The sequence below is a fragment of the Sphingobium vermicomposti genome (genome assembly GCF_011762025.1).
Taxonomy (GTDB): Bacteria; Pseudomonadota; Alphaproteobacteria; order Sphingomonadales; family Sphingomonadaceae; genus Sphingobium; species Sphingobium vermicomposti.
The window spans coordinates 458,379-470,541 of sequence record NZ_JAASQR010000004.1; the positions used below are offsets into that span (position 1 = coordinate 458,379).

The window sequence follows — 12,163 nt, forward strand, 5'->3', positions numbered from 1 at the left end:
ATCAGTAACGCTGGCCGATTGCGCCGTCATGATAGATGGACGCGCCGGTCACGAAACGCGCTTCGTCCGATGCCAGATAGACGAAGGCGTGGGCGGTATCTTCCGGGTCGCTGGAAATGCCGAGCGCTCCCATGCCTGCGATGCTGGCTTCCGCCGCGTCGACATCTTCATAGGCGCCCATCTTTACATAATCGGCCAGGCCTTCGCGGATCAGCGGCGTCATGGTGAGGCCGGGATGGACGGAATTGACGCGGATCTTGGCCGGGCCGAATTCCAACGCGGCGCACAGGGTGAGCATGCGCCCCGCCGCCTTGGACACATGGTAGCCGATATTATGGGCGTTGGGCATGTAGGACGCCATCGACAGATTGTTGACGATGCTGCCGCCGCCCGGAAAGCGTTGAACGCTGCTCTTGAGCGCGGGCAGGCAGGCCTTCATGCCGATGAACAGCGCGTCGTGATTGACGGCCATCACCTTGCGCAGATCATCCAGCGACGTGTGTTCGATGCCCGCATGGATGGAGATGCCGGCATTATTGACCAATATGTCGATGCCGCCGAACGCGTCTTGCGTTTCCTGTGCGACGCGCGCCCAATCGGCTTCGCTGGTGACATCGTGCAGCAGATAGCGGAAGGCGTCGGCGGGGCCTGCCCGGCCCATGCGCGCGACGATGGCGGCTTTTTCTTCGTCGCGGAAATCGGTGCCGACGACGCGCGCGCCTTCACGAAGATAGGCTTCGCAGATGGCGACGCCGATATTGCCGTCGCGGCCCGCGCCGGTGACGATTGCTACCTTGCCTTCGAGCCGTCCGGCCATTGCATTCTCTCCTGTCGATATTTTGTTAGACTGTATTCTACTTATATCGTTTCGTGTTCCTGCGAAGGCAGGAACCCAGTGGGAACGGTAGGACTGGGTTCCTGCCTTCGCAGGAACACGCCGTTATTCCCTTTATCGGGCGCGGTCTGACGCACTGATGCTCTCACGGTCTCCAAGACAGGCGAGTGTCGCGTCGACGGCGGCGCGTGCCCGCTCCAGTGACGGGACGCCTGCTTCGAGTGCCGATTGCTGCGGCACTTCGACGCTGACGGGCACGCCGGGGTTGAGAGCGGCGAGGAAGGCGGCAATGTCGAACGCGCCTTTGCCGGGCACAAGGCGCTGAATGCCTGCTTCCCATTCGATCTGGTCGGCGGGCATTTCCGCCGGGCCATCGGCGATCTGGCCGATGCGGACGCGCGGGTCGGACAGTAGCGGCAGGCTCTGGTCCCATTCCCCGCCGCGAACGATGTGGAGCAGGTCGGCGGTCACGCCGATGTTGGCGCGGCCTGCACGGTCGATTTCGGCCAGCGCGTCAGCCAGGGTGCGGACCTGGGCGGGCGGGTAGAATTCGATGGCGAGGCCGATGCCGAAGGAGGCGGCGAGATCGGCCAGTTCGGCGAGCTTTTCAGTACGGCGGGCCGGATCGCGATCATAGCACAGGACGTTGGCGAGCGGTGCGCCCAGGTCCGCTCCTGCTTCCAGTGCGGGTGCGAAGTCGGCGACGACGGTGCGGCCTGCCATGGTGAAGGGGTAGATGAGGTCGACGGTGACGCCGGTGTCCGCCAGGACTGCGCGGGTGGCGCGGCGGGCGGCGGCGTCGCGGACCAGGTCATATTCCGGCATGGCCGGAAGGACCGCCATCGAATGGAGAAAGGGGCAGATGCCCGAACATCCGGTCGCCGCCGCCAGTTGGGCAAGCTGCGCAGGGGTGGTGTCGGTTACGGTGATATGATCGAGCGACAGACGCGGCTTGGCAGTCACGCTTCCTCCCACTTATGTCGGTGCGAACGGTCGGGCGCGGTCCTGTTGGCCGCGCCCGATCCTGAGTCCGTGCGTGTCAGGCGGCGGCTTCGCGCGCCTTCACCATGTCGAGCGCGACGTCGACGATCATGTCTTCCTGCCCGCCGACCATCTTCCGACGGCCCAGTTCCACCAGGATGGTGCGGGTGTCGAGGCCGTAGGTTTCCGCCGCCTTTTCCGCGTGACGCAGGAAGGAGGAATAGACCCCGGCATAGCCGAGCGCGAGGGTTTCGCGGTCGACGCGCACCGGGCGGTCCTGCAACGGACGGACGAGATCTTCCGCCGCGTCCATCAGCGCGTTGACGTCGCAGCCATGGTTCCAACCCTTGCGGTCGGCAGCGGCGATGAACACTTCGAGCGGGGCATTGCCCGCGCCCGCGCCCATGCCGGTGAGCGAGGCGTCGATGCGCACCGCGCCGCACTGGGCCGCGACGATCGAGTTGGCGACGCCGAGCGAGAGGTTGTGGTGGGCGTGCATGCCGCGCTGGGTTTCGGGTTTCAGCACGCGGTCATAGGCTTCGAAGCGGGCCTTCACCCCGTCCATGTCGAGCGCGCCGCCGCTGTCGGTGACATAGATGCACTGCGCGCCATAGCTTTCCATGAGCAGGGCCTGTTCAGCCAGCTTTTCAGGCTCAATCATGTGGCTCATCATCAGGAAGCCGGACACGTCCATGCCCAGGTCGCGGGCGATGCCGATATGCTGCTTGCTGACGTCCGCTTCGGTGCAGTGGGTCGCCACGCGCACCGAGCGCACGCCGATGTCATAGGCGCGGCGCAGTTCCTCGACCGTGCCGACGCCGGGCAGGATCAGGGTGGTGAGCACCGATTTGGTGAGGACCGAAGCGACGGCTTCCAGCCATTCCCAGTCGGTATGCGCGCCAAAGCCATAGTTGAAGCTGGCGCCGTTGAGGCCGTCGCCATGCGCGACCTCGATCGCGTCGACGCCTGCGTCATCCAGCGCCTTGGCGATCGATTTCACATGGTCGATGCCATACATGTGACGGATGGCGTGCATGCCGTCGCGCAGGGTGACGTCCTGGATGTAGAGCTTGTCGCCCGCTTCCACGTTAAATGCGGCGTTGATCTGGGCGGTCATGCTGCCACCTTCTTTCCTTCGAGAATGCGCTGCGCCAGCAGCTCGCCGGTCGCCTTGGCAGCGGCGGTCATGATGTCGAGATTGCCCGAATAGCTGGGGAGATAATCGCCAGCGCCTTCGACTTCGAGCAGGACCATCGTCTTGATGCCGGTGAATTCGCCGCGGCCGGGGATCTTCAGCTTGTTATTGTCGCCGAAGCGTTCGAACTGCACTTCCTGCTTCAGGCGGTAGCCGGGGACATAGGCCTGGACCTTCTTCACCATCGCTTCGACCGAGGCGCGGATGGTTTCTTCGTCAGCGCCTTCCGACAGGGTGAACACCGTGTCGCGCATGATCATCGGCGGTTCGGCGGGGTTCAAAATGATGATCGCCTTGCCCTGCGCCGCGCCGCCGACCTTTTCGATGGCACCGGCAGTGGTGCGGGTGAATTCGTCGATATTGGCGCGGGTGCCGGGACCGGCGGAGCGCGAGGAGACCGATGCGACGATCTCAGCATAATGCACGGTCGCGACCTGGGACACGGCGGCAACCATCGGGATCGTCGCCTGGCCGCCGCAGGTCACCATGTTGACGTTGCCCGCGTCGAGATTGGCGTCACCATTGACGGTGGGGATGGTGTAGGGGCCGATGGCGGCGGGGGTCAGGTCGACCACCTGCTTGCCGTCGGCGCGGAGTGCCGCGTCATGCACCTTGTGCGCGTAGGCCGACGTCGCGTCGAACACGATGCCGATATCCTTATATTCCGGCATGGCGCGCAGGCCGTCCAACCCTTCATGCGTGGTGGCGACGCCGCGTTCGCGGGCCATGGCGAGGCCTTCCGACGCCTCATCGATGCCGACCACGACGGCCAGTTCCATATTCTGCGGATATTTGACCATCTTCACCATCAGGTCGGTGCCGATATTGCCCGATCCGATGATCGCTGCCTTGACCTTGCCAGTCATGAGTTACTCCCAAAGCGCCGCACCTGCGACGCGCAAACAAAAATTAGACGAAACGCGCGGTGCAGGCGCCGACGCCGTGCAGCTGCATTTCAAATACATCGCCAGCGCGCGCCGGTTCAAGCGGCACCAGACTGCCCGACAATATCACATCGCCAGCGTCCAGGGTAACGCCATAAGCGCCCAGCGTGTTGGCGAGCCATGCCACCGCTTCGGCGGGCGAACCCTGCACGGCATGGCCATAGCCTTCCGACAAGGGCTGACCGTTCTTGGTCACGGTGACGTGGAGATTGGGCAGGTCGTGGGCGCGCGGATCGGCACGCGCTTCGCCCAGCACATAGACGCCGCAGGACGCATTGTCGGCAACGGTATCGACGATGCCGATTTTCCAGTCCTGGATGCGGCTGTCGACGATTTCGAAGCAGGGGACGATCGCCTCCGTCGCGGCGATGACCTGATCGGCGGTGACGCCCGGCCCCTTCAGCTGATCCTTCAGGATGAAGCCGATTTCCGCTTCGGCGCGGGGCTGGATCAGGCCGTTGGCGGCGACGTCGATGTCGCCTTCCACGAACATGCGGTCGGTCAGGAAACCGAAATCGGGCTGATGCACGCCCAGCATGTCCTGCACCGCCTTCGATGTGACGCCGATTTTCTTGCCGATCACGCGTTCGCCGTCCGCCTTGCGCTTTTCGAGCGCGCCGAGCGAGATGGCGTAGGCGTCGTCGATGGTCAGGTGCGGGTGGCGGGCGATGAGCGGTTCGACCGTGCGGCCATCGCGCAGCGCCTGATAAAGCTCCTGCGCGAGGCCGTCGTTCAGGCTCTGGTCAACGGTGTCGGTCACAAATAGGCTCCGTCCTGGTAGATCAACGGTTCGATCGCATCCGACAATCGCACCGCGTTGACGCGCGCGACGACGATGCTGTGCGATCCATAGGGCATGATGCTGTCGATGGTGCAAGCCAGATTGGCCTGCGCATCCTCCAGCATGGGCAGCCCCTGCGCATCGTCGGTCCATTGGCCGACGCCGAACCGTTCTTCCCGTGCGACCGCGCCGCCGAACGCCGACGACACATCGCGTTGATGCCGCGACAGCAGGTTGACGCTGATCGTGCAGCCCGGCGACAGGCAGGCGTGCAGCCCCGCCGTCTGGTTGACGCAGACGAGCACGGCAGGCGGGTCCATCGTCAGCGAGGTGATCGACGTCGCCGCCATGCCGACGGGCGCGTCGCCGCCATGCCCTACGATGATGGCGACGCCCGACGCCAGACGGCGCATGGCACCGCGGAAGCCCGACGCGACTTCGGCGGGATCGGCCATGACTTGCGGCGCACTAGCCATTCAGGAAGGCCAGCGAATAGCGGTTGAATTCTTCCGCCCGTTCGACCTGCACCCAGTGGCCGGTCTGCGAGAAGGTGAGACAGCGCACGTCCGGGGCAGCGTCCAGGAAGATGCGCGCATGGCTTTCGGGGCAGAATTCGTCGTTGAGGCCCCACAGAACGAAGATCGGCTGTTTGACCTCGCCAAGGCGGGGGCCGAGATTGGGGGTCTTCACCCGTGCGAGCACGTCCTTGGGCTGGGTACGTGCGACGGCGAAGCGTTCCTCCACCAGCGCGTCGGTGACATGATGCGCCGACGAAGGGTGCATGAGGTTGCCGATCAGGCGGCGCTGTTCGTCCTTGTTGAATTCGGGGCTGCCAAAGCCCGAACGCATTTTGGCGATGCCCGGCATGGTGAAATAGCTCGCCTGTTCAGCGACGCAGCCGGGCGCCATCAGAACGAGCTTGCCCACCGCAAATTCGGGATGGTCGAGTGCGATCTGAAGGGCGATGCCGCCGCCCAGCGAATTGCCCACCAGATGCCCGCCGGTGATGCCATGCTGTTTCAGCGCGTCGAGCAGGGTTTGCGTGAAGAGTTCGAGCGGATAGTCAGTTTCCGGCTTGGATGACGCGCCGTAGCCGATCAGGTCGGGCAGGATGACCCGATAGCCCGCGTCGGCGAAAACCTGCGCGTTCTGGCGGAAGTTGGACGCCCCCGAAGCGCCGGGGCCACTGCCGTGAATGAACACGACGACGGGCCCCTGCCCCAGTTCCGCGACCGAAATATCGTATCCGCCCGTGACGCTATACGTCCTGCGGGAAAGCTCGCTAGCCATGAGAGTCCCTTAGATGAAGGTGAAGGCGGGCGCTTCGCCCTGCATCGTGCCGATGACGTCGCTGTTGCGGTTGCCCGGATCGTTGGCGACGTGCGCGCGCGCGGCATGCAGGTCGAGCCAAGGCTGAAGGATCGGGCTGGACATATAGACCGCCCGGCCACCCAGCAGCTTCACGATGTCGTCGACCAGGTCCGCCATGCGACGCACGACGTTGGACGATTGATAGGCGAACATCGCGCGGCGCTCCATCGGCACCGGCTCATTGCGTTCGGCATAGCCGAGCAATTCGTTGAAGGTGGTGCGGTGCGTCAACTCCATTTCGTTGACTTCGGCGATGGCGCGGGCAATCGCGGCATGAAGTACCGGGTCGGCCTTTGCCGCCTTGCCGGTGTTGCTGGACACGCGGCTGTTCATGATGTCGATGCCCGCCTGGATCGCGGCGCGCGCGCCGCCAAAGGCTGCGGTCGAAACCGAACGGACGAACAGCTGCGCCCAGGGGATACGGTAAAGCGGCGCGGTGTTGATTTCCTGACCCGGATTCTTGCAGGCGAAACCATCGCTTGCCTTATGCGTGCGATATTCAGGAACGAAGACGCGATCGACGACGATGTCGAAACTGCCGGTGCCCTGCAGGCCGAACGTGTCCCACGTGCCTTCGATCACCTGATAGTCGGGACGCGGCAACAGGAAGGTGCGCATGTCCGGCGGGCCGCCGTCGGTGTCGAAGTTGATCGCGCCCAGCAGCACCCAGCCGCAATGGGTCGAACCGGACGAAAAGCCCCAGCGGCCCGACAAATAGAAGCCGCCTTCGGCCTTTTCCACCTTGCCCACCGGCTGATAGGTGGACGAAACCAGCATGTCGGGATTATCGCCCCACACTTCCTGCTGCGCTTCATCATGGAACAGCGCCAGTTCGAACGGGTGGCAGCCAAGCACGCCATAAATCCATCCGGTCGACATGCAGCCTTCGGCCAGCGCCTTTTGAATGTCGAAGAATACATTGGGATGCATTTCGTAGCCGCCGTAGCGCTTTGGCTGAAGCACGCGGAAAAAGCCCGCCGCCTTCATTTCAGCGACGGTTTCGACCGGCACGTCATGCGCCGCCGTGCAGGCGCGGGCGCGTTCACGCAACGCCGGTATCATCGCGCGGGCGCGTTCAACCAGCACCTCTGCCGTCGGGATTTGCCCCGCCGTTTCATCGATCATTTGAGTAGCCGTCGCGCCGGTCATCATCTTCTCCGTCGAAATAGCCCGAAAACGGGATATGCGTAGGCCTTATACCTCTTTGATACGCAAAGCGTCAAGAAGAAGGGGGCTTGCGCATTCTGCACGATGCTTATAGGCCGAACCGGAACGAATTGCTATTGCCTATGGAAGATTTGGCGATAAGCGGTACGCTGCGCATGGGGGCCGGACGGCTTGATAATTGCGCAGCGGAAGCGACAGTTCCGAACGAATACGCCTCCCCGACTAGCGGGGCGGGCTTTGGACGAGGCGGCAGAATGGCAGTAAAATCTCTTGGCTATGTCGTAATTGAGGCGCGCGACCTCGACGCATGGCGCGACTTTGCCTGCAACATCGCAGGACTGATGCCCGCGCACAGCGACAGGGACGATGTCGCGCTGTTCCGCATGGACGACCGCCCGTTCCGCCTGTGGGTGCAAAAGGGCGATCGGGACGCCTTTGTCGCGCCGGGTTGGGAATTTGCGAGTCGCGAGGAGTATGAGTCGGCGCTGGCGAAGCTGGAGGCGGCGGGCCGCCCGGTGACACGCGCCGATGTCATGGAAGCGCGGGCGCGCAACGTGACCGAACTGGCCCGGTCTTCGGACCCCGGCGGCCATGCGATGGAGCTGTTCTACGGTCGCTTCTACGACTATGCGCCGTTCGTGTCCCCCGCAGCGGTCAGCCGTTTCGTCACCGGCGACAATGGCGACATGGGCATGGGCCATGTGGTGCTGACCGCGCCCAATTTCGATGAGACCCACGCATTCTACAAGGATGTGCTGGGCTTTGCCGACACCGACCTTGGCCGCTTCTATATGGGCGGCGGCGGGCCGGACGATCCGGGCGTTGGCTTTGCCTTCATGCATTGCAACAGCCGCCACCACAGCCTGGCGCTGGGGCAGTTGCCCGAAAGCCCGAACGGCGCGGTGCATATGATGTTGGAGGTCGGCAGCCTGGAAGATGTAGGCCGCGCCTATGACCGCGTGCTGAAAAGCAAAGGAAAGGTTCCACTTTCGGCGACATTGGGACGGCATGTCAACGACAAGATGACGTCTTTCTACATGCAGACGCCGGGCGGTTTCGATATTGAATATGGCTGGAACGGGTTGGTAATCGACCCCGCGACCTGGGTGCCCACGACCAGCCTTGGCGTCAGTGACTGGGGCCACAAATGGGCCCATGAAAAGGATGACTGAAACTATGCTCGACAAGCGTATGACGGTGGATGACATCGTCGACCAACTTTCCGACGGCATGACCATCGGTATCGGCGGCTGGGCAACGCGGCGCAAGCCGATGGCCCTGATCCGCGCGATCGCCCGGTCGAACCTGAAGGACCTGACCCTGATGGCGGGTTATGGCGGCATGGACATTGGCATGCTGGCCGCGACGGGCAAGATCAAGAAGCTCGTCTTCGCCTTTGCCAGCCTGGACCATTATCCGCTGGAACCGCATTTCCGCAACGCCCGCCAGGCCGGTGCGTTCGAAGTGCTGGAACTGGACGAAGGCATGTATCATTGGGGCCTGCGCGCAGGCGCGATGAAGCTGCCTTTCCTGCCGACGCGCGTCGGCATCGGCACCGACATCGTCAACCAGTCGGGCTTCGACTTCAAATATGTGACAAGCCCCTATGAGGATGGCGAAGAATTCGTCGCCATGCCCGCATTGGTGCCCGATGTCGCGTTGATCCACGCCCACCGTTCCGACGAGCGCGGCAATTTGCTGACGCTGAGCAAGGACGCGTTGTTCGACGAACTGCTGGTGCGCGCCGCCAAGAAGAGCTTTGCGACGGTCGAGAAGATCGTGCCGACGGCGCAGCTGGATATGCAGAAGAACAGCCGCTACAATCTGGTCGAGCGGGCGATGATCGACGGCATTGCGGAAGCGCCGCTGGGCGCACATCCGTCAAGCGCCGATCCCGACTATCAGCTCGATCTGAAGCACATCAAGACCTATGTCGAAAGCGCTGCCTCGCCCGAAGCCTGGGCCGAGTATAAGGCGAAATATGTCGATGTGTCCGAAGCTGATTATCAGGCGGCAATCGGCGGCGCAGACGCCGTCAAGCAGCTGCCCGTCCCCATTTACTGAGCGAGACTGACATGACCCAGAATAGCTATTCGCTCGCCGAACTGGTCATCGCCGCCTGCGCCGAAGTCTGGCGCGACGATGGTGAAGTGATGGCGACCGGCATCGGCCCCCTGCCCCGCATCGGCGCGGGCCTGGCCAAGCTGAGCTTTGCGCCTGCGATCCAGACCACCGATGGCGAGGTTTATTATACCAGCGAGCCGGTTGGCCCCGGCAAGCGTGCCGCCGAGCCGGAGTTTGAAGGCATCGCCAATTATGACCGCGTCTTTTCCGCGCTGTGGAGCGGGCGTCGCCATGCGCTGGTCGGGCCGGTGCAGATCGACCGTTTCGGCCAGGCCAACATCTCTGTCATTGGCGATCACAAGAAGCCCAAGGCAGCGATGCTGGGCGCGCGCGGGTTTCCGGGCAATTCGATCAGCCACCCCAACAGCTTCTTCTTCCAGAACCACAACAAGCGTGCGTTCGTGGAAGGCGAAGTCGATTTCGTCTGCATGGCCGGGTATAATCCCGCCCGCTATCGTAACGGGGCCGCGCCCAAGGGCCTCGACCTGCGCCGCATCATCACCAATTTGTGCGTGATGGATTTCGGTGGGCCGGATCACCAAATCCGCGTGATATCGCTGCATCCCGGCGTGACGTTCGAGGAAGTGCAGGACAATACCGGCTTTCCTCTAGTCCGGCCGGACGGCGACATCCCGGTGACGCCTGCGCCAACGCCGGAACAGCTGGAGTTGATCGCGAAGATCGACCCCAATAACGTCCGGGCGACCGTGTTCAAGGACAACCCGGTTGGAGACAGAAGGCCGGCCGGAGACAAAAGGGAAGCCTGACCATGAACGAGACCGACCGCCTGGTCGAACCGCAGCAGGTCGACATCGTCTACGAAACCGACGAGCCGGTCACCTATGAGGTGATCGACAATGTCGCGTGGATCATGATGAACCGTCCGGGCTTCAACAATGCCCAGAACGGCCAGATGACCTATGCGCTCGACGACGCCTTCATCAAGGCGACGAACGATGACGATGTGCGCTGCATCGTTCTGGGCGGCAACGGCAAGCATTTTTCGGCCGGGCATGACATCGGCACGCCCGGCCGCGACGTGCACAAGCATTTCGACAACCGGCTGATGGTGCCGGGCCATGTCAACAAGCCCGCCGCCGAACTGCTCTACACGCGTGAGAAAGAGCAATATGTCGGCATGTGCCGGCGCTGGCGCGATGCGCCCAAGCCCACCATCGCCATGGTGCAGGGGGCCTGCGTCGCGGGCGGGCTGATGCTCGCCTGGGTGTGCGACCTCATCGTCGCCACCGACGACGCCTTCTTCCAGGACCCGGTCAACCGCATGGGGATACCGGGCGTCGAATATTTCGCCCATGCCTATGAACTCCCGCCGCGCGTCGCCAAGGAATTCCTGCTCTTGGGCGAGCGGATGAGCGCGCAAAGGGCCGAAAGCTTCGGCATGGTCAACAAGATCGTCTCGCGCGAGGCGCTGCGCGAGACCGTCGCAACCATGGCGGCCAAGCTGGTGGCGCAGCCGCGCCTGGGCAATTGGCTGACCAAGCAGGCGATCAACCATGTCGAGGAGCTGATGGGCAAGCGCAACGCGATGGACGCGCAATATCATATGCACCATTTCGCGCATGCGCAGAATGATCTCGTTCAAGGTAGCTCGATTGCGGGTCTGGATGCCAAGAAGATGGCAGAAGCGAACAAGAAACAGGCGAGCGAATGATGGGCGATCCGTTGCACACCATATTGACCGAGCGGCTCGGATGCCGCTGGCCGATCATCCAGACCGCGATGGGCTGGGTCGCTGAACCGAGCCTTGTGATCGGGTCGAGCAATGCCGGGGCCTTCGGCTTCCTCGGCGCGGCGGTGATGACCCCGGACGAGGCGCGCGAGAAGATCCTCGCCGTGCGCCAAGGCACCGACAAGCCGTTCGGCGTCAACTTCCACAGCTTTCAGCCGGGCGCCGACCAGATTGTCGAGCTGATCCTCGCCAACAAGGATCAGGTGCGCGCGGTCAGCTTCGGGCGCGGCCCCAATGCCAAGATGATCGGTCGCTTCAAGGACGCGGGCATATTGTGCATGCCCACCGTCGGCGCGGTCAAGCATGCGCAGAAGATGGTCGAGCTGGGCGTCGACATGGTCAATGTCCAGGGCGGCGAAGGCGGCGGGCATACTGGCTCTGTCCCCACCACCGTGCTGTTGCCCCAGGTGCTGGACGCGGTGAAGGTGCCGGTGATCGCCAGCGGCGGCTTTGCCGACGGGCGGGGCCTCGCGGCGGCGCTTGCCTTTGGCGCGGTGGGGATCGCGATGGGCACGCGCTTCCTGCTGACGCAGGAAAGCCCGGTGCCTGACAGCGCCAAGGCGGAATATCTCAAAGCCTCGACCGACCGGATCGTCGTCACCACCAAGCTCGACGGCATTCCGCAGCGGATGGTGCGCACCCGCCTCATGGACCGGATCGAAAAGTCCGGCTCCTTGGCCATGTGGCTGCGCGCGATCGAAGCGGGCATGGCGATGAAGAAGCAGACCGGCGCAAGCTGGATGGACTTCATCAAGTCGGCGCGCGGGATGACGGCGCATGGGGCGATGCCGCTCAAGCAAGCGATGATGGCCGCGACCATGCCGATGCTGATCCAGAAGGCGGTGGTCGAGGGCGACATCGAACAGGGCGTGATGGCGACGGGCGTTGTCGGCGGGCGGATCGGCGAGATCCCGACCTGCCAACAGCTGGTCGACCGCATCGTCGAAGAGGCGCATGAGCGGCTCGCCGCGCTCGCCGCCATGGGCCGCGAGACGGCCAGCGCCGCCTGAGGAAG

The 12,163-nt window shown here is 63.6% G+C and carries 13 protein-coding genes; 5 read left to right on the top strand and 8 right to left on the bottom strand.

The annotated features are described in order from the left end of the window. Position 1: 1 nt before the first annotated feature. From FHS54_RS15495 to FHS54_RS15530, 8 genes are all read right to left on the bottom strand, one after another. Positions 2-817 carry an SDR family NAD(P)-dependent oxidoreductase gene (locus tag FHS54_RS15495; protein WP_167305036.1) on the bottom strand — a complete coding sequence of 272 codons (816 nt, stop codon included), beginning with the start codon at positions 815-817 and terminating at the stop codon, positions 2-4. A 132-nt stretch (positions 818-949) separates the two neighbouring features. After that, positions 950-1,798 carry a TIM barrel protein gene (locus tag FHS54_RS15500; RefSeq protein ID WP_167305037.1) on the bottom strand — a complete coding sequence of 283 codons (849 nt, stop codon included), beginning with the start codon at positions 1,796-1,798 and terminating at the stop codon, positions 950-952. 76 nt (positions 1,799-1,874) lie between these two features. Continuing rightward, positions 1,875-2,933, bottom strand: a complete 1,059-nt coding sequence (gene dmpG, locus FHS54_RS15505) for a 4-hydroxy-2-oxovalerate aldolase (RefSeq protein WP_167305038.1) — start codon at positions 2,931-2,933, stop codon at positions 1,875-1,877. Then, positions 2,930-3,877, bottom strand: coding sequence for an acetaldehyde dehydrogenase (acetylating) (locus FHS54_RS15510; protein ID WP_167305039.1), 948 nt, complete (start codon positions 3,875-3,877; stop codon positions 2,930-2,932). The genes dmpG and FHS54_RS15510 overlap by 4 nt, the downstream gene beginning before the upstream one ends. A 43-nt stretch (positions 3,878-3,920) precedes the next feature. Then, complete coding sequence (locus FHS54_RS15515; protein ID WP_341785988.1) at positions 3,921-4,715, bottom strand: fumarylacetoacetate hydrolase family protein; 795 nt, start codon at positions 4,713-4,715, stop codon at positions 3,921-3,923. Continuing rightward, complete coding sequence (locus tag FHS54_RS15520) at positions 4,712-5,191, bottom strand: flavin reductase family protein (protein WP_167305040.1); 480 nt, start codon at positions 5,189-5,191, stop codon at positions 4,712-4,714. Before FHS54_RS15520 ends, FHS54_RS15515 begins: the two co-directional genes overlap by 4 nt. Before the next feature lie 13 nt (positions 5,192-5,204). Beyond that, positions 5,205-6,026, bottom strand: a complete 822-nt coding sequence (locus FHS54_RS15525; RefSeq protein WP_167305041.1) for an alpha/beta fold hydrolase — start codon at positions 6,024-6,026, stop codon at positions 5,205-5,207. A 9-nt stretch (positions 6,027-6,035) separates the two neighbouring features. After that, complete coding sequence (locus FHS54_RS15530; RefSeq protein WP_167305042.1) at positions 6,036-7,232, bottom strand: acyl-CoA dehydrogenase family protein; 1,197 nt, start codon at positions 7,230-7,232, stop codon at positions 6,036-6,038. Positions 7,233-7,528: 296 nt separating this feature from the next. Here FHS54_RS15530 and FHS54_RS15535 point away from each other — a divergent pair, with 296 nt between their 5' ends. From FHS54_RS15535 to FHS54_RS15555, 5 genes are read left to right on the top strand one after another with little or no spacing between them, the layout of a single operon-like run. After that, positions 7,529-8,446 (top strand): VOC family protein, encoded by a 918-nt coding sequence (locus tag FHS54_RS15535; protein WP_167305043.1) that lies wholly within the window; start codon positions 7,529-7,531, stop codon positions 8,444-8,446. Continuing rightward, entirely contained in the window at positions 8,439-9,338 is a 900-nt protein-coding gene (locus tag FHS54_RS15540; protein WP_167305044.1) for a CoA transferase subunit A, read from the top strand. Before FHS54_RS15535 ends, FHS54_RS15540 begins: the two co-directional genes overlap by 8 nt. 11 nt (positions 9,339-9,349) lie before the next feature. Beyond that, positions 9,350-10,165 (top strand): CoA-transferase subunit beta, encoded by an 816-nt coding sequence (locus tag FHS54_RS15545; RefSeq protein WP_167305045.1) that lies wholly within the window; start codon positions 9,350-9,352, stop codon positions 10,163-10,165. 2 nt (positions 10,166-10,167) lie between these two features. After that, on the top strand, positions 10,168-11,070 hold the full coding sequence (locus FHS54_RS15550; RefSeq protein WP_167305046.1) for an enoyl-CoA hydratase: 903 nt from the start codon (positions 10,168-10,170) through the stop codon (positions 11,068-11,070). Then, positions 11,067-12,158 carry an NAD(P)H-dependent flavin oxidoreductase gene (locus FHS54_RS15555; protein ID WP_243855798.1) on the top strand — a complete coding sequence of 364 codons (1,092 nt, stop codon included), beginning with the start codon at positions 11,067-11,069 and terminating at the stop codon, positions 12,156-12,158. Before FHS54_RS15550 ends, FHS54_RS15555 begins: the two co-directional genes overlap by 4 nt. Positions 12,159-12,163 lie beyond the last annotated feature (5 nt).